Source organism: Nonomuraea sp. LP-02 (assembly GCF_036289125.1).
In the GTDB taxonomy this organism is placed as follows: Bacteria; Actinomycetota; Actinomycetes; order Streptosporangiales; family Streptosporangiaceae; genus Nonomuraea; species Nonomuraea bangladeshensis.
In genome coordinates, this window is the sequence record NZ_JAXCLK010000001.1 from 6,272,398 (window position 1) to 6,295,736 (window position 23,339).

15 protein-coding genes are annotated in these 23,339 nt (G+C 72.1%); 1 reads left to right on the top strand and 14 read right to left on the bottom strand.

The annotated features are described in order from the left end of the window. Positions 1–3: 3 nt before the first annotated feature. The 8 genes from SMD20_RS29475 to SMD20_RS29510 all read right to left on the bottom strand — a co-directional run bounded on the left by SMD20_RS29475 (position 4) and on the right by SMD20_RS29510 (position 13,894). The gene (locus SMD20_RS29475; protein ID WP_329587464.1) at positions 4–741 is read right to left on the bottom strand and encodes an SDR family NAD(P)-dependent oxidoreductase; all 738 of its coding nucleotides are present in this window, start codon (positions 739–741) and stop codon (positions 4–6) included. Further along, positions 738–3,686 (bottom strand): FAD-binding and (Fe-S)-binding domain-containing protein, encoded by a 2,949-nt coding sequence (locus SMD20_RS29480; RefSeq protein ID WP_329587467.1) that lies wholly within the window; start codon positions 3,684–3,686, stop codon positions 738–740. The genes SMD20_RS29475 and SMD20_RS29480 overlap by 4 nt, the downstream gene beginning before the upstream one ends. Before the next feature lie 5 nt (positions 3,687–3,691). Next, positions 3,692–5,458: a thiamine pyrophosphate-dependent enzyme gene (locus SMD20_RS29485; RefSeq protein WP_329587469.1), complete on the bottom strand. Its 1,767-nt coding sequence runs from the start codon at positions 5,456–5,458 to the stop codon at positions 3,692–3,694. A 58-nt stretch (positions 5,459–5,516) separates the two neighbouring features. Then, a complete protein-coding gene (locus SMD20_RS29490; RefSeq protein WP_329587472.1) occupies positions 5,517–7,283 on the bottom strand; it encodes a glycoside hydrolase family 15 protein in 1,767 nt (588 codons plus the stop codon). Positions 7,284–7,302: 19 nt separating this feature from the next. Next, complete coding sequence (locus SMD20_RS29495) at positions 7,303–8,400, bottom strand: enolase C-terminal domain-like protein (protein WP_329587475.1); 1,098 nt, start codon at positions 8,398–8,400, stop codon at positions 7,303–7,305. Between the two features lie 39 nt (positions 8,401–8,439). Next, complete coding sequence (locus SMD20_RS29500) at positions 8,440–9,816, bottom strand: FG-GAP repeat domain-containing protein (RefSeq protein ID WP_329587477.1); 1,377 nt, start codon at positions 9,814–9,816, stop codon at positions 8,440–8,442. 60 nt (positions 9,817–9,876) lie between these two features. Beyond that, a complete protein-coding gene (locus tag SMD20_RS29505) occupies positions 9,877–11,253 on the bottom strand; it encodes a VCBS repeat domain-containing M23 family metallopeptidase (protein WP_329587478.1) in 1,377 nt (458 codons plus the stop codon). 115 nt (positions 11,254–11,368) lie between these two features. Continuing rightward, a complete protein-coding gene (locus SMD20_RS29510; RefSeq protein WP_329587481.1) occupies positions 11,369–13,894 on the bottom strand; it encodes an ATP-binding protein in 2,526 nt (841 codons plus the stop codon). Positions 13,895–14,089: 195 nt separating this feature from the next. Between SMD20_RS29510 and SMD20_RS29515 the strand changes: the two genes are divergently transcribed. After that, positions 14,090–15,271: a hypothetical protein gene (locus SMD20_RS29515; RefSeq protein WP_329587482.1), complete on the top strand. Its 1,182-nt coding sequence runs from the start codon at positions 14,090–14,092 to the stop codon at positions 15,269–15,271. A 25-nt stretch (positions 15,272–15,296) separates the two neighbouring features. On the opposite strand, the gene SMD20_RS29520 is transcribed toward SMD20_RS29515, so the two are convergent. From SMD20_RS29520 to SMD20_RS29545, 6 genes are all read right to left on the bottom strand, one after another. Then, positions 15,297–19,655, bottom strand: coding sequence for an nSTAND1 domain-containing NTPase (locus tag SMD20_RS29520; RefSeq protein WP_329587484.1), 4,359 nt, complete (start codon positions 19,653–19,655; stop codon positions 15,297–15,299). After that, positions 19,622–19,969, bottom strand: coding sequence for a CU044_2847 family protein (locus tag SMD20_RS29525; RefSeq protein WP_329587487.1), 348 nt, complete (start codon positions 19,967–19,969; stop codon positions 19,622–19,624). Before SMD20_RS29525 ends, SMD20_RS29520 begins: the two co-directional genes overlap by 34 nt. A gap of 100 nt (positions 19,970–20,069) precedes the next feature. Next, the gene (locus SMD20_RS29530) at positions 20,070–20,531 is read right to left on the bottom strand and encodes a DUF3592 domain-containing protein (protein ID WP_329587490.1); all 462 of its coding nucleotides are present in this window, start codon (positions 20,529–20,531) and stop codon (positions 20,070–20,072) included. A gap of 54 nt (positions 20,532–20,585) precedes the next feature. Continuing rightward, positions 20,586–21,506, bottom strand: a complete 921-nt coding sequence (locus tag SMD20_RS29535) for an alpha/beta fold hydrolase (RefSeq protein ID WP_329587492.1) — start codon at positions 21,504–21,506, stop codon at positions 20,586–20,588. Positions 21,507–21,653: 147 nt separating this feature from the next. Next, the gene (locus tag SMD20_RS29540) at positions 21,654–22,403 is read right to left on the bottom strand and encodes an amino acid ABC transporter ATP-binding protein (RefSeq protein ID WP_329592712.1); all 750 of its coding nucleotides are present in this window, start codon (positions 22,401–22,403) and stop codon (positions 21,654–21,656) included. Between the two features lie 29 nt (positions 22,404–22,432). Then, positions 22,433–23,338, bottom strand: a complete 906-nt coding sequence (locus tag SMD20_RS29545) for an amino acid ABC transporter permease (protein ID WP_329587495.1) — start codon at positions 23,336–23,338, stop codon at positions 22,433–22,435. Between the last annotated feature and the right edge of the window lies 1 nt (position 23,339).

Consider the following 23,339-nt stretch of genomic DNA (forward strand, 5'->3'; position numbering starts at 1 on the left):
AGGTCAGCCGAAGCGCCGCGCGAGCAGCCGGAACGGTCCGGGTGCCGCGCCGCGCAGCCGGGCCGGCAGCCTGAGCCAGCCCGGCACGAACGACTCGGGCCGGCCGTGCAGGATCGCCGCCACGACGGCCCGTGCCACCCGCTCGGGCGGGATCGGCACCGGCCAGCCACGGGTGTACGGTGCGCCGCGCCGGACGAAGAAGGGCGTGTTCACCACCCCCGGCAGCAGGACGGACACGCCGACCCCTGGCGCGTGGCGCAGCTCATGGCGCAGGCCCTCGGCGAAGACCACCAGCCCCGCCTTCGTGGCGGAGTAGACCGCCTCCCCCGCCACGCCCACCGCTCCCGCGATGGAGGCCACGAACACGATGTGCCCGCGTCCGGCCGCCAGCATCCCGGGGAGCAGCAGCCGCGTCAGCGCGATCGGCGCGGCGAGGTTGACGGCCAGCAGCCGATCGGCGCTGCCGGCGGGCATCTCCACGAACGACCCGGCCCACCCCACCCCGGCGTTGTTGACCAGGACGTCGACGTGACCGGCCCGCGCGACGAGCTCGCCGGCCTGCGTCGTGACGTCGCACACCACCATGTCCCCGCCCGTCGCCGCGGCGACGGCCGCGAGGCGGTCGCGGTCGCGTCCCGCGAGCGTCAGCCTGGCGCCGGTGCCCGCCAGCGCGTGCGCGGTGGCGGCGCCGATCCCCGAGGAGGCCCCGGTGATCAGCACGTGGGCGTCCGCGAGCCTCATCGCGTCGGCCCGCAGGTGAGCCGGGTGCTCGCCTGGGCGAGGAGTTCGGCGAGGTGGAGCGGGCGGTTCGCGGTTCCGCTGTGTTCGAGCTGGGTGCGGCAGCTGAAGCCGTCGGCCAGGACGAGCGTGTCCGGCTCGCTCTCGCGGACGGCGGGCAGCAGCTCGTGCTCGGCGCAGGCGAGCGAGGTGCGCAGGTGCCCGGCGGTGAAGCCGAAGTCGCCGGCCAGGCCGCAGCAGCCGCCGACCGTCTTGAGCTTGACTCCGGCCTGCTGGAGCAGGCGCTGATCGGCCTCGTAGCCGAGCACGGCGTGCTGGTGGCAGTGCGGCTGGGCGACGGCGGCGCGGTCGATGCGCGGCGGCCGCCAGCCGTCGGTGCCGGTGAGCAGCTCGGCGAGCGTCTTCGTCTGCTCGGCCAGCCGGGTGACGTCCTGGTCGCCGGGCAGCAGGTTGGCGGCGTCGTCACGGAAGACGGCGGTGCAGCTCGGTTCGAGCCCGACGATCGGGATGCCGCTCCTGAGCAGGGGCGCGAGCGTGTCCAGGGTCCGGCGCAGCACGCGGCGGGCGATGCCGAGCTGCCCGGTGGAGATCCAGGTCAGCCCGCAGCACAGGGTGCGCGGCGGCACGATCACCCGGTAGCCGGCGGCTTCGAGCACGACGACGGCCGAGGCCGCGATGCGCGGGGCCAGGTTGTCGGTGAAGGTGTCCGGCCACAGCAGCACCTCGCCGAGGTCGCCGCTGCCGCGCGGCCCCCTGCGGCGGTAGGCGTCACTGAAGCGGATCCCCGCGAAGGACGGCAGGGGCCGGGCCGGCTCCAGCCCGCCCAGCCGCTTGACCAGCCGGTCCAGGCCGGGCGCGTGGGTCACGGCGTTGACCAGGCCGGGCGCGAACGAGGCCAGCCGCGCCCACACCGGCAGCCAGCCCATGCTGTAGTGGGCGGCGGGCCGGAGCCGGCCCGCGTAGTGGTGGGAGAGGAACTCGGCCTTGTACGTGGCCATGTCCACCTCCACCGGGCAGTCGCGCTTGCAGCCCTTGCAGGCCAGACACAGGTCGAGGGCGTCGTGGACGGCGGTGGAGCGCCAGCCGTCGGTCACGGTGGAGTCGCGGTGGCCGTTCAGCATCTCGAACAGCAGCCGGGCGCGGCCCCGGGTGGAGTGCTCCTCCTCGCCGGTGGCCCGGTAGGAGGGGCACATGACGCCGCCCTGGTGGCTGCGGCACTGGCCGACGCCGACGCAGCGCATCACGGCCCGCTGGAAGCTGCCCTGGTCGTCGGGGTAGCCGAACTCGGTCTCGGGCTCTGCGGGCGTCCAGGCGCTGCCCAGCCGCAGGTCCGTGGTGATCCCGTTGGGCGAGACGATCTTGCCGGGGTTCATCCGGTCGTCGGGGTCGAACACCGCCTTGACCTGCTGGAAGGCGGTCACGACGGCGTCGCCGAACATCTTGGGCAGCAGCTCGGCCCGCGCCTGGCCGTCGCCGTGCTCGCCCGACAGCGAGCCGCCGTAGGAGACGGCCAGATCCGCGGCCCGGTCGAGGAAGGCGCGGAAGGCCGCCACGCCGTCGGCGGTGAGCAGGTCGAACGGGATGCGGGTGTGCACGCACGCCTGGCCGAAGTGGCCGTACAGGGAGGCGTCGCCGTAGCCGAACTCGTCCAGCAGCCGGCGCAGGTCGCGCAGGTAGTCGCCGAGTCGTTCCGGAGGGACGGCCGAGTCCTCCCAGCCGGGCCAGGTGTCGGCCATGCCCGGCCCGCGCGCGGTGGCGCCGAGCCCCGCCTCGCGCAGATCCCAGAGCTCCGTCTCGGACTCGGGGTCGTCGAAGAACGCCACGTCGGGGGCGTGCCCGTCGCGGCCGATGTCCGTCAGGAGTTCGCGGGCCCGCCGGTCGGCGTCCTCCTGGTCGTCGCCGGTGAACGAGGCCATCAGCCAGGCGCCGCCCTCCGGCAGCCGGGCCACCGCCTTGCCGTGCATGTGCTTGCGCGTCTCGTAGCCGATGAGCTTGTCGTCGATGCCCTCCAGCTGGAGCGGCTGATGGGCGGCGATCGGCAGCACGGCGTCGCCGGCCGCCGCGATGTCGTGGTAGCCGAGCACGACCAGGCTCCGCGCGGCCGGTACGGGCACCAGCGCCAGCTCGGCGCGGAGCACGGTGACCAGCGTGCCCTCCGAGCCGACCAGGGCCCGCGCCAGGTCGAACGGCCCGCCGGGCAGCAACTGGTCGAGGTTGTAGCCGGAGACCCGGCGCGGGATGTCGGGGTAGCGGCGGCGGATCTCGTCGGCGTGCTCGCTCATGATCTCGCGCAGCCGCCGCAGGATCTCGGCCGGGCGGCCCCCCTCCGCGATGATCCGGTCGTACTCCTCGTCGCTCGTGGGGCCTGCCCACATGCGGGTGCCGTCGTAGGTGAGGATCTCCAGCCGGACGACGTTGTCGGCGGTCTTGCCGTAGAGCTGGGCGGTGGATCCGCACGAGTTGTTGCCGATCATGCCGCCGAGCGTGCAGTGGGAGTGCGTGGACGGGCGCGGGCCGAACATCAGGCCGGTCGGCTTGAGCCGCCGGTTGAGGTCGTCCAGCACGATGCCGGGCTCCACCACGCAGGTACGCGCCCGCTCGTCCACCGACACCAGGCGGTGGCAGAACTTCGACCAGTCGATGATCACGGCGGTGTTGCAGGTCTGACCGGCCAGGCTGGTCCCGCCGCCGCGCGAGGTGATCGGCGCCCGGTGCGCGCGGCAGACCGCCACCGCGACCGCCGCGGCCTCCACGGTGCGCGGCACGACGACGCCGAGCGGCACCTGACGGTAGTTGGAGGCGTCGGTGGAGTAGGCGCCCCGGCTGCCGGGGTCGAAGCGGACCTCGCCGTCGACCTTGGCGGCGAGGTCCCGCTCCAGGTCGCGCACCCGCACGTAGGGCTGCCCGGTACGGAGAGCGGGAGCGGGAAGCGTGGCAGGACGGGTCATCACCCTCACCGGCCCATCTGGGAGATCTTGTCCTTGAACAGGGTGGTCGCGATCGACGCCTTGTGCGGCTGGCCCTTCATGAACGCCTCGGCGAACTTCTTCGCCTGCTCGTACGTCACCTTGCCCGGCATCGGCGGCTCGTCCGGGTTGACGTCGGCGTCCACCAGCGCCGGCCCGTCGTGCGCGAGCGCCTCCCGTACGGCCTCGGCGAGGTCACGCGGGTCGCTCACCTTGCGGCCGTAGCCGCCGCAGGAGCGGGCCCAGGCGGAGAAGTCGGCGGCGGGCTCGGCGAAGCGCACGCCGTGCTCGGGATAGCCGAGCACCATCTGCTCCCAGAGGATCTGGCCCAGCGCGTTGTTGTTGTTGACGATCACCTTGATCGGCAGCCGGTGCTGGGCGGCCGTGAGGAACTCGGCCATCAGCATCGCGAAGCCGCCGTCCCCGACGAACGCGATCACCTGCCGGCCGGGGAAGGCGTGCTGCATGGCGACCGCGTACGGCAGGCCGGGCGCCATGGTGGCCAGGTTGCCCGACAGGTAGAAGCCGCGTTCGCCGCGAATGGTCCAGTGCCGGGCCGCCCAGGTGGCGATGGTGCCCGAGTCGCAGGTCAGGATCGCCTCGTCGGTGGCGGCCTCGTCGACGCAGGCCATCAGGTACTGGGGAGCGATCGGATGGCGGTCGGGCGTGCGCAGGGCGGCCATGTCGGCGCGCCAGCGGTCCATCGCCTTGGCGTACTTGGCCAGGTGCCCGCGGTCGCCGTTCCGCTCCAGCAGCGGCAGGAGTGCCGCCAGGCCCTGCTTGGCGTCGCCGATCATCGGCACCTCGGTCGGCATGCGCACGCCCGCCCTGATCGGGTCGGCCTCCAGTTGCACCACGCGGGCCTGGCCCGGCTCCGGCAGGTGCTTGGTGTAGGGGAAGTTGGTGCCGATCATGAACAGCGTGTCGCAGTCCTCGATGAGCTCCTCGCCCGGCCGGGTGCCGAGCAGGCCGATGCCGCCCACGGCGAAGGGCGAGTCGTCGGGGATGACGGCCTTGCCGGGCAGGGTCTTGATCACCGGCGCGCCGAGCACGTCGGCCACCGCCAGCACCTCGCGCCGGGCGTGCAGGGCGCCGGCGCCGGCCAGGATCGCCGGCCGCGTGGCGGCGTTCAGCACCGACGCCGCCGTCTCCAGGTCCTCCTGCCGGGGGACGCCGGGGGCGCTCAGATAGATCGGCGCGGTGGCCGGCGGACGGGCCGGCGCGACCTCGGGATACGGGTCCTCGTGGGCGGGGGCGACCTGGACGTCGTTGGGGATGGTCAGGTGGGCCACTCCGCGCCGGGCGTACGCCGCCCTGATCGCGAGGTCGACGACGCCGGGCAGCTGCGCGGGGTTGTCGACGAGGAGGTTGTACTCCGTGACGTCCTCGTACAGCCGGTCCAGGTGGACCTCCTGCTGGTAGCCGGTGCCGAGCACGCTCGTCTCCTGCATGCCGGTGATGGCGAGGACCGGCTGGTGGTCCAGCTTGGCGTCGTACAGGCCGTTGAGCAGGTGGATGCCGCCCGGCCCCGAGGTGGCCAGGCACACCCCGATCTGCCCGGTGGCCTTGGCGTGCGCGGTGGCCATGAACGCCGCCGCCTCCTCGTGGTGCACCAGCAGGAAACGGACGCGGTCACGGTGGCGGCGAAGGCCCTCCATGATGCCGTTGATCCCGTCGCCCGGCAGGCCGAACACGGTGTCCACACCCCAGGCGACCAGCCGTTCTATGAGCGATTCTGCGACGATACGGGTCATGCCCGGCGTCCTGCCCGGCCTGCTGGAGCGGAATGCTGACGAATGCGGAAAGTGTTCGTCAGCCCGGGGCGAGGGCGGCGGCGGTGTTGATGACGGACACGTGGCTGTACGCCTGCGGGAAGTTGCCGGCCTGCCGGTGGCGGGTGGTGTCGTACTCCTCCGAGAGCAGCCCCACGTCGTTGCGCAGGCCGAGCAGCCGGTCGAACAGCTCGCGCGCCTCCCGGCGGCGGCCCAGCATCGCCAGCGCGTCGGCCAGCCAGAACGAGCAGGCCAGGAAGGTGCCCTCGCGGCCGGGCAGCCCGTCCACGCCCTCCTTCTCGGGCCGGTAGCGCAGCACGAAGCCGTCCTCCATCAGCTCGCGGCGGATCGCGTCCACGGTCCCCGCCACACGCGGGTCGTCCGCGGGCAGGAAACCGAGGCGAGGGATGAGCAGCAGCGCGGCGTCCAGGCCGGCCGAGCCGTAGTACTGGGTGAAGGTGTTGCGGTCGGCGTCGTAGCCGCGCGCGCACACCTCGTCGTGGACCTCCGCGCGCAGCGCCCGCCACCGGTCCACCGGCCCGCCCAGCCCGTACGTCTCCACCGCCTGGACCATCCGGTCGGCGGCCACCCAGGTGAGGATCTTGGAGTGGGTGAACTGCCGGCGCGGGCCGCGCGTCTCCCACACCCCGTTGTCGGGCCGCCGCCAGGCCCCTTCGAGATAGTCCATGATGCTCCGCTGCAGGTCCCACGCCTCCTCCTCCACCGCGAGCCCCGACCGCCTGGCCAGGTGCAGGCATTCGAGGGTCTCGCCGTAGACGTCGAGCTGGAACTGGCCGGAGGCGGCGTTGCCGACGACGACCGGGGACGAGCCGTCGAAACCGGGCAGCCAGTCCACGGTCCACTCGGGGACGCGCCTGGCCCCCTCGACGGTGTACATGATCTGCATGTCGGCGGGGTGACCTGCGACGGCGCGGAGCAGCCAGTCCCGCCAGGCGCGGGCCTCCGCGTCATAACCGGCCGACATGAGCGCCTGCAGGGTGAACGTGGCGTCGCGCAGCCAGCAGTAGCGGTAGTCCCAGTTGCGGGAACCGCCGAACTGCTCGGGCAGGGAGGTGGTCGCGGCGGCGACGATCCCGCCGGTCGGCTCGTACGTGAGCGCCTTCAGCACCAGCAGGCTGTCGCGTACGGCGGCGTCGTCGTCGCTCCGGTGGTCGCACCGGCCGATCCAGTCGCGCCACATGCGCACGGTCGCGGCCAGGGACTCCCGCGCGTCCACGGCGTGCGGGCGCCGCAGCCACGAGTGCTGCCAGGTCAGCACGAACGGCACCCGGTCGCCCGGCCCCACCGTGAACTCCGCCGTCGTACGCCGGCCGTTCCCGTCCTGGCGCAGCGGCACAGGGGCGCGCAGCCAGGCGGCGTCGGGCCCGGCCACGGCGGCCAGGAGACCGTGCTCGTGGCGCAGCCAGGGCTCGTCCCGGCCGTAGTCGAAGCGCAGCGCCAACTCCATGGTCATCTCGACCCGGCCGCGTACGCCCTCGACGATGCGGACCACGTCAGGCGCCTGGCCGCGCGGCGGCATGAAGTCCAGGATCCGCACCGCGCCGCCGTCCCGCTCCCACGTGCTCTCCAGGATCAGCGTGCCGTCCAGGTAGCGGCGGGAGGAGCAGGGGCCCGCTCCGGCCGGGGCCAGCAGCCACCGGCCCGCGCCCGGATCGGCGAGCAGGGCGGCGAAGCAGGCGGGAGAGTCGAAGCGCGGCAGGCACAGCCAGTCCACGGAGCCGTCCCTGCCGACCAGGGCGGCGGTCTGCATGTCCCCGATGAGGGCGTAGTCCTCGATCCTCCGCATCTCCCCGTCACCTCCGGCTTCAAGCTGTGCGGTACGGCTGAGCGGCGTCGGCGCGCAAGGTCAGGCCGTGACCCGGCCCCCCGGTCACCGGGGCGGCCAGCCCGCCGCTGGGATCGGCGGCCCCGTCGAACAGCTCGGCCTCGATGCGCTGATGGTCGTGGAACCACTCGATGTGCCGCAGGTTCGGGGTGGCGGCGGCGGCCGGCAGGTGCAGGTTGGGCGCGCAGTGCGCGGAGACCTCCAGGTTGTGCCCGGCCGCGATCGCGCAGGCGGCGAACCAGCCGGTGTAGCCGCCGCAGCGGGTCGCGTCCGCCTGGAGGCAGTCCACCGCCTCCGCCTGGCACATCCGGGTGAAGTACGCCGGGTCACCGCCGTACTCGCCCGCGGCCACGTCCGCGCTGATCCGCTGCCTGACCAGCCGCAGGCCGGCCAGGTCGTCGGAGGAGACCGGCTCCTCGAACCAGCGCACGTCGTGCTCACGCATCCGCTCGGCCTGCCGGACGGCCTGCTTGGCGGTGTAGCCGCCGTTGGCGTCCACGTACAGCTCGGCGTCGTCGCCGATGACCCGCCGGGCGAGCGCGACCCGGCGCAGGTCCCTGGCGGGCCTGGCGCCGGACGACTCGCCGATCTTGATCTTGACGCGGCCGATGCCCAGATCGTGGACCCAGTGGGTGAGCTGCGCGGCGGTCGCGTCGTCGTCGTAGGTGGTGAAGCCGCCCGACCCGTACAGCGGGACCCGTTCGCGGGCCGGACCGAACAACCCGGCCAGCGACGTCCCCAGCAGCCGCGCCTTCAGATCCCACAGGGCGACGTCGAGGGCGGAGACGGCGTACCCGGCCAGGCCGGGCCGCCCGGCGTTGCGCACCTGCCGGACCAGGGCGTCCCAGATCGCCGGGATCGCCAGGGCGTCCCTGCCCTCGACCACCTTCGCCAGGGCCTCGCCGATGAACCCGGCCGCGGCGGCGGGCGCGTACGTCCAGCCCGTCCCCGTCATGCCCTCGGCCCGGACCATGGCGACGACCAGCGTCGTGGCCTCCCAGGCGAGCGTCCCGTCCCCTTCGGGCCGGTCGGTCGGCACCCGGTAGGCCGCGGCGGTCACCTGCTCGATCCTGCTCATGTGCTGGGCTTCTACCCCGTCCGACCTCGGCAAACGAGGTCAGAAGATGGTGTCGAAGGCGCCCCAGTTGTTGCCGATCGCATCACCGGTCCCCGACTTGAACCCACCGCTGCCGTTCCCGAGATACAGATGCAGATCCTTCGTCGTGGAGTTACGGACGATCACATCGGCCTTCCCGTCGCCGCTGAAGTCGCCCGGCGAGAAGATCGTGTCGAACGCACCCCAGTTGTTACCGATCGCATCACCCGTCCCCGACTTGAACCCACCGCTGCCGTTGCCCAGGTAGAGGTGCAGGTCCTTCGTCGTGGCATTGCGGGCGATCACGTCCGCCTTACCGTCACCGCTGAAGTCACCCGGCGAGAAGATGACGTCGAACGCACCCCAGTTGTTACCGATCGCGTCGCCCGTCCCCGACTTGAACCCACCACTGCCGTTCCCGAGATACAGATGCAGGTCCTTCGTCGTGGAGTTACGGGCGATGACATCGGCCTTACCGTCACCGTTGAAGTCACCGGGCGAGAAGATCGTGTCGAAGGCACCCCAGTTGTTGCCGATCGCGTCACCCGTCCCCGACTTGAAGCCCCCGCTGCCGTTGCCCAGGTAGAGGTGCAGATCCTTCGTCGTGGAGTTACGGGCGATGACATCGGCCTTACCGTCACCGCTGAAGTCACCCGGCGAGAAGATGACGTCGAACGCACCCCAGTTGTTACCGATCGCATCACCGGTCCCCGACTTGAACCCACCGCTCCCGTTCCCGAGATACAGATGCAGGTCCTTCGTCGTGGCGTTGCGGGCGATGACATCGGCCTTACCGTCGCCGCTGAAGTCGGGCTTCGAGAGCGCGTCCACGATGATCTGGGCGTCGGCGGCCTGGACCTGGTAGCGATCCGGATAGGCGGACACCTGGACCGCCTGACACACCTCGCCGACGGGAGCCGTCTTCCAGCTGTCGCCGGGGTAGAGCCTGATCATCTTGTCGAGGAAGGCGTTGGTGGCCCACGTCGGGTTGAGGCGCTGCGTGCTCGTTCCCCAGGAGGCGCGCTGCTGGAACAAGCCGAGGCTGTCGTGGTCGACCTCCTCGCTGATGTTCTGGATGCTGGATTCCACGATGGTCGTGGCGATGGCGATCACCGCGGCTCGGGAGGCCAAGCCGCGGTCGCGTACGGCCTTGATCACCATCCGGGCGCAGGAGACCCGGTAGGCGGACATGTAGCCGCGCATCTTGGCCTTGAGTGTGCTGTTGAGCTGGGTGGCCAGAGCCGCGTCGGTCGAGGTGGCGCCGTTGGGGTCGCAGGCGGCGAGCTGGTAGGCGGCATTGATGCTCACGGCCGGTTCGGGCTCGGCCGCCATCGCCGGGTACGCGGTGGCGGATAAGCCGAGAGCGGCGATGACGGTCACGGCGAGAGTTTTGCGCATGGGAGTCCTCCAAAGGGACCGGCGACGCGCGCCGGCCCCTGGTCGAAGTGGGGTTCGGGGTCAGAAGATGGTGTCGAACGCGCCCCAGTTGTTGCCGATCGCGTCACCGGTCCCCGACTTGAAGCCGCCGCTGCCGTTGCCGAGGTAGAGGTGCAGGTCCTTCGTCGTGGCGTTACGGACGATCACGTCCGCCTTCCCGTCACCACTGAAGTCACCCGGCGAGAAGATCGTGTCGAACGCGCCCCAGTTGTTACCAATCGCGTCACCGGTCCCCGACTTGAAGCCGCCGCTGCCGTTGCCCAGGTAGAGGTGCAGATCCTTCGTCGTGGCATTGCGGACGATCACGTCCGCCTTCCCGTCACCACTGAAGTCACCCGGCGAGAAGATGGTGTCGAAGGCACCCCAGTTGTTGCCGATCGCGTCACCGGTCCCCGACTTGAACCCACCGCTCCCGTTGCCGAGATACAGATGGAGATCCTTCGTCGTGGCATTGCGGGCGATCACGTCCGCCTTCCCGTCACCACTGAAGTCACCCGGCGAGAAGATGACGTCGAACGCACCCCAGTTGTTACCGATCGCATCACCGGTCCCCGACTTGAAGCCCCCGCTCCCGTTCCCGAGGTAGAGGTGCAGGTCCTTCGTCGTGGAGTTACGGGCGATGACATCGGCCTTCCCGTCGCCGTTGAAGTCGCCCGGCGAGAAGATCGTGTCGAACGCACCCCAGTTGTTACCGATCGCGTCACCCGTCCCCGACTTGAACCCACCGCTCCCGTTGCCGAGATACAGATGGAGATCCTTCGTCGTGGCGTTGCGGGCGATCACGTCCGCCTTTCCGTCGCCGCTGAAGTCGGTCGCCGAGGATCCTTGGCCGCAGTTGTTGCTGGTGACGTTGCGCCAGGTCTGGCCGTTGGCCGAGCCGTAGGTGACGCCGTTGAAGGTCGGCCTGACCCGTTCCGAGCCCGCGTACCCCCAGGTCGCCGACCCGTTGCCGTCGGCGTCGTACCCGAGCTCGAAGTGCAGGTGGGGGTGGCCGTTGCTGGTCGGACCGGTCGCGCCGACCCGGCCGATCGACGAGCCCATCTGCACCTTCGCGCCGACCGAGACGCTGCGGGACTGCAGGTGGAGGTACGTGGTGAAGTAGCCGCCGCCGTGGTCGATCTGGATCACGTTCCCGGCGTTGTCGTGGTAGAAGGACTGGTTCACCGTTCCGGCGGCCGGGGCGACGAGGAGTGCGCCGTTGGTCCCCTGCTGGTCGGGTTCCTTCACCATGTCGAGCGCGGGCGCGTGCGCCCAGGTGTCCAGCCGCCACTGCTGGCCGCAGGGGAAGGGGAGCTGGAGGTTGGGGGCGGCCATCGCCGGGGTCGCCGCGGCGACCAGGCCGAAGGCGGCGATGAGCGAGGTGGTGATCGCCGCCCTCATGGGCGTGCTTCTGAACATGACGTTCCTCCTGGCGGGGGGTCGGACGCCCCTCATCGAATCCCGCGACAGGGACGCGGACCAGGACGTTCGACCTGACATTCAGCCTGACGCCCGGTCACCTCGCGAGGGCCGCTCAGGTGGTCGGCGCGGCGCCTTCCGGCATGCCGAGCCGGAACGCGAGCTCGGCCGCGGCGGGCGCTTCCAGCGCCTGGTAGATCTGGTACGCCTGCATGAGCAGCTCCCGCGTGGCGGGATCGCCCTGCTGCTCGCCGGCGTCCGCGAGAGCCACCAGCGTGCGCGCCTGGAGAGCGGGGACCTGCTCGTCGACCCAGTACTGCAGAGACCGGCGGAGGCGCGCGGTGGCGTGGGGGTTGCCCTGGCGGGCCTCGATCTCGCCCAGGCTCAGCTCGGTGAGCGCCAGTCCCCAGCGGTGTCCCTGTTCGCGGAACAGCGCGGCGGCGGCGGTCAGCGCCTGCTGGACCTCCTCCAGCCGGTGCGGCTCGTGTGCCAGCGCCTCGCCCAGCACGCGCAGGCTCTGCGCGGTGCCGATCAGGTCGCCGACCTGCTCGAAGAGCGCGGCGGCCTCGCGGGCCGCCGCCTGCGCCTGCCGGGGCCGGTCGCAGGCCCGCAGGGCGCCGGCGAGGCCCCGCAGGGCGTACGCCTCGGTGAACCGCGCGCCGCACGAGCGGGCGATGCTGAGCGCGGAGGTGATGACGTCGACCGCTTCGGCCGTGTCGCCCCGTTCGCGCAGCACGAATCCGAGGCTCGTGAGCGCGAGGGCCCTGGCGAGCGGCAGGTCGGCCTGTCCCAGCCGTTCGGCGGCCGTACGCAGCTCGGCCTCCGCCTCCTGGACCCGGCCGATGAGGCTCAGCATGAAGCCGATCTCCTTGCCGGCGAGGGCGGAGCCGGCCAAGTCGCCGATCTCTTCCGCCAGCGCCCGCGCGGAGTTCAGTGCCGACATGGCGGCCTTCGGGTCGTCGAGCTCGATGAGGCAGCTGCCGAGCCCGCGCAGCATCGTCGCCTCGCCCGCGCGGTCGTCGGCGCGCTGGCAGGCGGCCTGCGCCACGCTCATGGCCCGCCGCCAGTCGTCGTAGTAGCCCCGCAGCTCGTAGAAGTCGGCGCTGCAGCCGGCCAGGCAGCGCGCGGTCGCGGCGAGACCCGCCTCCGCGCAGGCCGACACCAGCACGGCCAGCGCCTCCCGTTCGGCCTCGAACCACTCGACGGGCCGTTCGGCGACGGCGGCGGCGGCCCGCTGGTCGGTGACGGCCGCCGGATGGCCCCTGTCGTCGAGGTGGAAGCGCAGGCAGTCGAGGTGGTCCTGCGCGTGTCTGGCCAGGGCCAGCCAGCCGGTGGCGGCGCGGGCCAGCGCGGCGGTCCACTCGGATTGGGGGATCGTGGCTTCGCGCCGCTCGCGCGCGTACAGCCGGGTGATGTCGTGGAAGCGGTATCGCGGCTGGCCGGCCCGGTCGGAGCCGAGCGCCTCCAGCAGGCGCGCGTCGAGCAGCTCTTCGAGTACGGCGGTTCCCGCGGCGGGATCGACGCCCAGCAGGGCGGCCACCGCCCATTCGGGGAAGGACGGCACCCCCAGCTCGCCGAGCAGCGCGAACGCTCGGGCGGCCGTGGGGGTGAGCCCTTCGTGGGCGAGGTGCAGCCCCGGACGTACGGCCAGGTCGCCGTGGCGCAGCTCGTTGAGTCGTCTGCGTTCGTCGGCCAGCCGCTCGTTGAGCGCCTCGACGCTCCAGTGCGGGCGGGCGGCCAGCCGCGCCCCGGCGATCCGTACGGCCAGGGGCAGTCCGCCGCAGGCCGCGACCAGCTCGACGGCCGCCGCGGGCTCCGCCCGTACCCGTTCTTCGCCGGCCACCTGGGAGAGCAGCCGGACGGCCGTCGGACCGGACAGCGGCCGCAGGTCGATGGAGGTCACGCCGGGCAGGCCGGTCAGGGGTAATCGGCTGGTGACCACCACCGCGACGCCCTTGGCCGGCAGGAGCTGCTCCACCTGGCGGTATCCGCCGGCGTCGTCGACGACGAGGAGCACCCGCTGCACGGCCAGCCTGTCCCGGAACAGCGCGGCGCGCGCGTCCACGCCCACGGGCAGGGCCGAGCCGTCCACGCCGAGCGCCCGCAGCCACTGGGCGAGCACCTCGGCGGGGTCGACGGGGTCGGCGGTGGCACCGCGCAGCGCCGCGTAGAGCTGCCCGTCGGGGAACCACGACGCGAACCGATGGCCCGCGTGCACGGCCAGGGCCGTCTTGCCGACGCCGGGCGGCCCGGAGAGCACCGCCAGCCTCGCGTTGTGGTTGCCCGGGTCGAGCACCGAGGCCAGGAGGGCGAGCTCGTCGTCGCGGCCGACGAAGTCGGGGGCGTCCGCGGGGAGTTGCCGGCACGTCGAGCCGGCGTCGGGGACGCTCTCGCCCGCGGGGTTGCGGTCCGTCCGACCGGTGCGGCTCGCCCAGAACAGCGTGTGACCGGCCGCGATGAACTCCTCCCGCTCCTCGCCGTCGAGGTCCAGCGCCGTCGCCAGTTGCTCCAGCGAACGAGGGCGCGGGCTGCGGCCGCGGCCCCGTTCGAGTTCGGCGACCGAGCGGGAGCTGATGCCCGCACGCTCGGCGAGCGCTTCTTGGGTGAGCCGGCGGCGGAGCCGGTGGGATCGAAGCAGCACACCGAACGCATCCCCCACGTCTTGCGCCTCCCGTGTTGGCGTCTGTGAGGGTCCACACCATATGTCGTGATCAACGTCCGGCTCAATGTCCGCTCCAACGTCGGGGTGAACGTCATGGTGCGGAGATCGGAGGTCGGCTTTGCTGAGGACCGCCCGGCCGGGCTGGGCGTCCGGCCGAACGGAAGGAGAGTCCCTGTGAAGGGAAGCATCGTGGCGGCGGTCGCCGCCGGGGTCGTGCTGTGCGGCCTGCAGGCGCCGGCCCACGCGGACACACCCACGCTCTTCGGCGCTTCCGTCCATCAGTCGCCGGGGCAGACGTTCGCGGCGGCGCTGGCGGCCACCGACGCCGCGTACGGCACTCCCCCGGCGCTGCGGGTCTTCTATCCCGGCGCCCCGGGGGCGTGGACCGACGCGAAGCTCAACACTCCGGGCCGGGCGACCATCGTGTCGTTCAAGTACCCGCCGAAGGACGTGCTGGCGGGCAAGCACGACGCGCAGCTGCGTTCGTGGTTCGCGAGCGCGCCGCGCGACCGGGACATCTTCTGGTGCTTCTACCACGAACCCGAGGACGAGATCCAGGACGGCGTGTTCACCGCGGAAGACTACAAAGCGGCGTGGAGACGGATCGACGGCCTCGCCGACGAGGCCGGCAACGCCCGGCTGTCCGCCACCACGATCCTGATGGACTGGACGCTCAGCCCGAGCAGCGGCCGGCGCTGGCAGGACTACTACCCCGGCTCCCCGTACGTCGACGTCATGGCCTGGGACGTGTACGGCTTCAACGAGGCGAAGTCCGAGACCATGGCCGCCCACAACGCGAGCCGTCCCGGCCTGGAGGTCGCCCGGTCGCAGGGCAAGCCGTACGCCGTCGCGGAGCTCGGAGTGCGGGACCACGCCAATCGTCCAGCGATGCTCCGGGACATCGCCAAATGGATGCGGAACACGGCCGACGCGCGCTTCGTCACGTACTTCGACGCGTACGGCTGGCCGGAGTACGCCCTGGGCGGCGACGACGCGAGCGTGCGGTCGTGGCGCGAGGCGGTGACCGGCACGCTGTTCGCCGGCACTCCGGTGCTGACCACGTCCGCCGGGCCGGCGGCGCCGACCTCGACCTCCATCCAGTGGACGACCCTGGTCGATCCCGCCCAGAAGAGCGGGTGGGTGTCGTGCGCGTCGTGGACTCCCGCGACCGGCGGCCATTTCTCCGAGGGACCGCGCCGCCACGTCACCGGCAATCCCGAGACGGTCACGTGCACGAGAGGGGGGCTCCTGCCGAACACGGCGTACCGGGCCCGGCTCAAGTGGTGGGACGCCGAGGCAGGCGGAACGCTGCTCCACACCAGCAACACCGTCGACCAGACGACCGCCCCGGCGTGACCGGTAGGTGGGCCGCCGCCGCTCGTCAGAGCGGGCAGATGACGTCCGGCAGGCCCGCGGGTAGGCCGCGGCGCTCGTCCTCGCTGAGGTCGCGGCCGATGACGGCGCACAGGTGGGATTTCCACAGCTCGGGATCGAGCCGGATCAGACTCATGACCTGGTTGTCGCGCCTCAGCAGCGTCCTGCCGTCGTCGGTCGAGGCGAAGAACTCCTGCTTGGCGGCGAAGGTGTAGGTGGTCATCTCTACGGCGTCGGTGTCGAGCACGCGCATGAACCGCACGGACGGCCCGTAAGCCAGGAAAAATCCTGGGTTGCCGGAGTCGTCCTCTTCGAGGATCCCCAGCCGGGATCCGCCGGCAGACAGGGGTCCGAGCGGGCCCAGGATCCTGCGCGTCCGCTCGCGGTCCCGCACCGACCACAGCTCGATCATGCCGCCGGGAGTCAGCACCATGGCGTAACGGCCGCCGCGCTCGACCGCCGCCGTGACGATGGGGGTGCCCAGGCTGACCCGCAGGGCCGGGTCCTCGGCGCGCTCCGCCAGTCCGACGGCGCGCAGGGTGTGCCTGGCCACGTCCGTGACCTGCACGTACCCGGGCCGGCCATGCCGCTGCACGTAGAACTCCCCGAGGCCGGGGAACAGGTCGCGGAGGTCGAGCGGGTCGGAGAGCCGGCGGCCGTCGCGAGCGCTCCAGTGCTCGATCACGGTGCCGGAGACCGTCACCAGGTCGTCGTCCCCGCGCTCGTTCCTGAGGAAGAAGAAGCGCACCCGGTCCCTGCTCCCGTCCTTGAGCAGCGGGGGTGGGCGGGTCGTGACCTGGGTCACCGCGCGCAGGCCCGGCAGGCCGTAGACCGTGATCCTGTTGTGGTCGTCCACCTCGGCCACGTCGGCCGCCAGGGTCTGGGCGTGGTTGACCGCCAGGATCAGGTCCGGGTCGCTGGGGGCGGGCGGGATGAGGGTCTCGGCGAGCGTTCTCCCCTCGCCTTCTGTCTCCATGACGGCCAGCCGGTCCGCGGCCTCCCCGCTGTCCTTCCCGATGCGGACCAGCATCGCGCGCCCCCGGTCGATCAGCACCGGCGGACTGAACGACCCGAGCCCGGAGTCGGTGACCAGCCGCCAGCCCGTCACGCCGGCCTCCGCGCGGTGCACCACCACCGGATGGGCGGCGGCGTCCAGGAGCGGACCGAGCTTGCCCGTATAAGCGGGGAGGTCAGGGCCGAGGAGTCGTCGCGGCGGCGTCCCCCGCCTGGTGTCGAGGAGCGTCCACTTGCCGGCGCCCTCGTGGAGCGCGACGTTCTCCCCCGTCCGGTCGACGGCGGGGTGCCGGCACCAGTTCAGGCTTCCCGGAGGTGTGTAGCGGGTCAGCTCCCGGCCGTCGGACACCCTGATCGCCCGGTAGACGGCCGTTCCCCCCTCGGAGGGCTTCCGGCACGCCACGAGGACGTTCCCGTCGGCTGACACCTCGGCCTCCAGTGCGCCGTCCGCCGGCACGTCGCGGCGGTCCTCCAGTTCCCGTACGGTGCCGGTGCGCAGATCGAGCGACACCAGAGGGCGCGCCTCGTCCTTCGGCGCGCCCACGAGCGTGCTCTCGTCCGCGCCGAACCACACCTGGAGCAGACCGGGAAAACGTCCCGGCAGGCCCTGGAGCCGCTGGGTGGCGAGGTCCCACACGCGCAGCCGCCCGTCGGAGGTCACCGTGGCGATCCGCTCGGCGCTCGGCGAGAAGGCGACGATGTTGTAGCTGCCGCTCCGCCCGCCCAGGGTGAACTCCCGCAGGGCCGCGCCGGGCAGCGGGTGCGCGGGGCCCACGATGATGTCGGACGCGGTGTGGCGGACGTCGTGCCAGATCATCTCGTCGCTCCCGTCCGGCACGTACGCGATACGCCGCCCGTCCCTGCTGACCAGCGGGAAGGTCGGGTTGCCGGAAACGGCGAGATGCTTGCGCAGCGCCCGGCCGCCGACCTGGCGGACCGACAGGACCGCGCGGCCGCGCTCTGTCGAGGCCAGGGTCACCGTGGCGTCGGTGCTCATCGTGGCGTTCAGTATCGGCCCCTGGAAGCCCGTCAGCGTCCAGGCGGCGGCCTTGAACTGGTCGTAGCGCTGGAGCAGCGCGTTCCTGGCCTCCTGCGTGGGCGAAAGGTCGTACGCCGCGACGGCCGCCAGGGCCGCCAGCCCCGGATCGTCCTCGACCATCTCCTTCGTGAAGCCGGCCAACATCTGTGACTTGTTGTCGTCCGCCTGCTTGGCACTGACACCCAGTTGGTTGACGAGCGAGGTGGCGAGGACCACGATCGTCGCGGCCACCAGAGCCAGCACTGCCCGCCCCGTGCGCCTGCGCCGCCGCAGCGTCCGGCTCCGCTCCCGGGCCTGGGCCAGGAACTCCCGTTGCTCCCCGGTCAGGTCGTCCTCGCGCTCGCCCAGCCAGTGGCCGGCCAGCAAGGACTCCGCGGCCGGCAGCCGCGCCGGCGACCGCCCGCCGTGCTGCCAGCGCCGCAACTCGTGGGCCAGCTCCGCCTGCCCGGCCAGGAACTTCCTGTCCGTCTCCACCTGCTCGCGCAGCGCCGGCCACGCGGTGATCAGCGACTCGTGCGCGAGCTCCGCGCTCTCCCCCTCGCCCTCGCCGCCGCGCAGCACCAGCAGCCGCCGCCCGGCGAACGCCTGCGCGAGCTCCCACTGCCGGTCGTCCACCTCGCCCCTGGTGAGCCTGCGGCGCAGCAGGATCTGACTGCCGGGCGACATCCGCACCAGTTTGGTCAGCAGCCGCCGCGCCGCCTCCTCCTTGTCCGGGTCACCGGCGATCACGTCCCGCCAGGCACGCTCGGCGTGGTCCTCCAGCGCGCCCGACACACCCCGCATCCGCTCGTAGGCCGCGTACCGTAGGTAGCCGCCGTCCTGCTGGTCCCATAGCTGGCGCAGGACGAAGTTCAGCAGCGGGAGGACGCCGGGCTCGCCGCCGGCGTCGTCCAGGATGCGCCGGACCAGCCCCTGCTCGTACGCCACGGCCGGCAGCCGCTCGACGGGTCTGGTGATCACCTCTTCGAGCTGACCGGCGGACATGGGAGCGAGCGGCATCGTCGTGCCGCCGAGCAGCGCGGGGCCCAGCCGGGGGTGCCGCAGGACGGCGTCCACCAGGTCGGAGCGCAGCATGACCAGGACGCGCACGCCGTCGATCGGACCGCCCGGCGGGAACAGCAGGGCGGTGAGCTCGTCGAGCTCGGCCGGGGTGCGGTTGAGCAGCGCCTCGGCCTGGTCGAGGACGACGACCGTGCCGCCGGGGGCGCCGCCGCGGATTCCGTGAAGGGTGTCCGCGAGCCCCCGGCCGGTGAGCCACTCGTCGATCACACTGGCGCTGTCCACGCGGGCGGGGCCGTACCGGCCGGACCGGACGGCCTCGTACAGGGAGGTCGCCAGCGCGAAGCGCACGGAGGAGATGCCGCCGGCGTTGAACACGAACGCCTCGTCCCCGTCCGCGCGGATCCTCGGCACCACCCCGGCGCGGGCCAGCGAGGACTTGCCGCAGCCCGAGGGGCCGTAGACGGTGACGGTGCGGGCGGCGGAAAGGGCCGTGACGACGGCCTCGACGTCCTCCTCCCGACCGAAGAAGACGCCGGCGTCGCTCTCCTCGTACGGCTCCAGGCCGCGGAAGGGCGAGGGCGGGCGGAGCACGGGGCCGAGTACGGGGATCTCGCGCACGATGGTCCTGGTGTGCATCGCGTACGCCCGCTGCACGTCGCCGACCGGCTGCGCGGCCACCAGCAGGCCGATCACCGCGTTCAGCCCGTCGTGCCAGACGGGGGCGCCGCTGAAGCCGGGTGTGACGTACACGGCCTGCCCGTCGGCTCTCGACAGCTCCAGCCAGCCCTCACCGGTCGGGCCGCTGAGCCTGCCCGCGAACCAGGTGCCGCCCGGCGCGTGCCGGGGGAATCCCACCGCGAGCACGTCGCCGCCCCGCACCCGTCCTGGATCGGCCATGGGGAGCGGGCGGACGCCGGCGACCGGCTCCGGCAGTCGCAGGACGGCGAGGTCGCCGGTGCGCTCGGGGGCCCTGATCGGCACCCAGTGCTCGACCAGGGCAGGCCACTCCGGGCGCCCGCCACCGTCGATCGGGGGTTCGGACAGCGCGAACTCCACCGTGACCGCCGTCCCCTCGGCCACGGGCTCCTCGCGGGGCCGCTCCAGTGCGTCCGACACCACATGGGCGCAGGTCAGCACGAGGTCGGCGGTGATGAGAAAGCCCGCGCCCCCCGCCGTGCCGCGCGGCCCCCTGACCTGGACGACCGCCGCGGCCATCGCTTCGTACGGGTTGCCGGACCACGTCCGCCTGGTCTCCGCCACCGGGTCCCCCTGCCGGATCAGTCCTCGCCGGGCCGCTCGCCTCGTCTCCACGTCAGGCTCACCGAGAAGTTGGCCTCGGTCGCCGTGCTCGCGATGACGACATCCGCCTCGGCCGAGAGCGAGACCCCGAACTCCAGCACCATCTCGTCCGGCGCGTGGGCGAGCCCGTGGAAGCGCGTGACGAAGCTCTCCGCGACAGGGCGGACGGTCTCCAGCATGCGCCCGAGCGAGCGTTCCGCCCGGACGACGGTGTTGGCGGCTCTGCCCACGCGTACGAGGCTTTCGTCCACTTCGCGAATCTGGACCCGGACGAACTCGCCGTCGTCCACCGGAACTTCCACCGTGCGCACAGAACGATCACTCATCGATGTCCCCTCCGTCACGGGCAGTGATCGGCTCCCGGATGGCGACACGATAGAACAGATCCGGCACGTCCGGCCGGGCAATCTGCCGATTCGGCAGGGATCAGCGCTTCTTGGCGCTCCGCCGTCCCAGGACCAACACGATCGTGCCGATCGAGGCGAACAGCACGCCCAGCCCGCCGGTGATCACCGGGGCCAGGAACGCCGACCAGAACGTGGAGATCCGCGCGTCGGACGGGTTGTCAGGGTCGTAGGCGACGGGCACGCCTTCGCCCTCCGTGTAGGCCAGCGGGTTGTTGCCGGTGGAGCTCTGGAACGAGTACCGCCTGCCGCCGGCGGTGAACTCCACGGTCGGGTACCACGTGGTGCTGCGGCGCGTGTAGCCGTCGGAGTCCCGTGACGTGGTGGTCCGCGGGGTCAGCCCTGTCACGGTTCCCTCCGTCCGTTGGGCCGAGGACAGGAAGCTCGCCGTGGAGGCGGCCAGCGCGATGGTGACGCCGAGCAGAACCAGTCCGACCAGCGCGAAGATCGCGCCGATGAGGGTGAGGGGCCGTCCGTTGTGCATGGGACGAGTCTCCCAATTCGCACGGCCCTCGTCGCCCCGCGGAGAGGCGGGCCGTCAGGCGTGGGGGCGGACGGCGGCGGTGACGCGCTGGATGGCGCGGACGGCGAGGTCGGGCTGGTCGAGGTAGATGTAGTGCTCGCTCTTCGTGGCCGTGCTCAGCTTGGCGCGGTGGGACAGGGCGAGCCACTTGCGCTGGCCGGCGGACCACGCCCGCTCCAGGCGGGGGCCGTACTGGGGGATGGCCGCGAGGTACTGCTTCCCGTGCTTGACGACCTCCACGGGGATGTTCCCGGCGGAACGCACCTTGCCGTCGGCGATGACCAGCTTCTCCGGGTTAGCGCCCTGGAAGACGGCGAGGTTCTGCGCGCGCAGCTCGGCCCCCGCGCCCTTCGCGGACGCCGGGATGGCCTTCTCGACGTCGGCGAGCATCGTCGGCGACGTGGCGTCCAGCAGCACCAGGCCCTTGACCCGGTCGCGGTGCGCGGGGGCGTACCTGGCGGCGATCAGGCCGCCGAGCGAGTGCCCGGCGAGCACCACCGGCCGGTCTCCGGCGACCTGGTCGAGCACCCCGGTGAGGGTCTTGCCGACGGCGGCGAAGTCCTGCTGCCCGGCGGGGGCGTCGCTCGCACCGGCGCCGAGCCGGTCGTAGGAGCAGACCCGGTTCCGGCCGCTCAGGGTCTTCTGGAGCGGGGCCAGCTTGTCCAGCCCGTCGCCCATCCCGGCCAGCAGGACGACGACCGGCTCTCCCTTCGCCGAGCGGCCCGAGCAGGACACGTTCACCGACCGGCCGCCGACCTTGATCTTCTTCGGGCCGGAGGAGGCGGCGAAGGGGTCCCAGTTCTCCAGGGAGGTGTTCGCCAACGGGTCCCATTCGGCGGCCGAGGCCGCCGACGCGGCCGGGGCGCCGGCGACCCCCACACCGACGACGGTGCAGCACAGGGCGGCCACGGCGGTTGCCTTGAACGTGCGGAGCATGGCGTCCTCCAGGTGATCTCGGGAAGCGGTTCGAACCGCTGTTGTCACGTCGAGAACGTTAGGGAACGGGCGCCCCCCGGGTCGTCACCGCACGGTGGACATCCGCCGGTAGCTCTCACGGGGGACAGCCGGGCTCCGCGCCGACGGTCAGCCGGCCTCCTCCCGCTGGCTGAGGACGCTGGACAGGAACGCCCTGGTCCGTTCGTGGCCGGGGTTGGCGACCAGTTCGGCGGGCGGGCCGCTCTCGACCACGACGCCGTCGGCGAAGAACATCAGCCGATCGCCGGCCTCCCTGGCGAAGGCGATCTCGTGGGTGACCACGACCATCGTCATGCCGTCGGCGGCCAGGCCGCGCATGACCTCCAGCACCTCGTCCACCAGCTCGGGGTCCAGCGCCGACGTGGGCTCGTCGAACAGCATCAGCTCGGGGTTCATCGCCAGCGCCCTCGCGATGGCGACGCGCTGCTGCTGGCCGCCGGAGAGCTGGTGGGGCCGCTTGTGGGCGTGCTCGGCGAGGCCGACCCGCTCCAGGTGCTCCATCGCCGACTTCCGCGCCCGCTCGGCGGGCAGGCCGAGGACGTGTACGGGCGCGCAGGCCACGTTCTCCAGCGCGCTCTGGTGGGCGAACAGATTGAAGCGCTGGAACACCATGCCGATCCTGCGGCGGAAGGCGGCGAACTCCTTGGGCGTCCACGGCCGGTAGCGGCCCTCGTGGAGGCGGTAGCCGACCTCCTCGCCGAGCACCCGCAGACTGCCGCCGAGCACCGGCTCCAGCCCGTTGACGCAGCGCAGGAAGGTCGACTTGCCCGACCCCGACGGCCCGATGACGCAGCTCACCTCGCCGGGCGCGACGGCGAAGTCCACGCCGTTGAGCACCTGCGTGTCGCCGTAGCTCATGCGCACGCCCGTGGCGTGCACGACCGGGGTCACGCCGCCGCCTTGGACAGGAGCCGGACGCTCCGCCCGCCGCGGACCAGCCGTACGGCGTCGGCGCCGAAGCGTCGCTCCAGCCTGCTCTGCAGGAAGGTCGCGATGGCGGTCATGAGCATGTACCACAGGCTGGCCACGATCAGCAGCTCCATGATCAGGTTGTTGGCCTTGTAGATCTGGCTGGCGTTCGTCATCAGGTCGTGCCCGGCGACCACGTAGACCAGCGAGGTCGTCTTCAGCATGGAGATGAACTCGTTGCCGGTCGGCGGGATGATGATGCGCAGCGCCTGCGGCAGCACGATCACCCGCATGCGCTTGGCCGGGGTCATGCCGAGCGCGTACGCCGCCTCGGTCTGGCCCTTGTCCACGGCCTGGATGCCGGCGCGCACGGTCTCGGCGAAGTACGCCGCCAGGTTCAGCCCGAGCCCCAGCATGGCCGCGGTGAAGCCGGTCATCACCTCGTTCGTGTCCCACTTGACGCCGATCATGGTGAACGGGATCTTGAGCACCAGCTCGGGGAACAGGAACGCCAGGTTGTACCAGAAGATGAGCTGCACCAGCACCGGCGTGCCGCGGAAGAACCAGATGTAGAGCGTGGCGAGCCCGCTCAGCACCGGGTTGTGCGACAGCCGCAGGATCGCCATCCCCACGCCCAGCACCAGCCCGAGCACGGTCGCCAGCACCGAGATCTCGATGGTGACCCAGATGCCGTCCAGGATGCGGTCGTTGAACAGGTATTCGGCGACCTTGTCCCAGTGCAGGCGCGGGTTCACCACCATCACGTAGACCAGCCAGCCGGCGATCGCGATCGCGACGGCCGCGGCCGCGAGCCGGCCCCAGTGCCGCGTCCTGACGACCGGGATGCGCTCTCCGGAAGGCCCGGTGAAGGGTTCCGTGCGCATG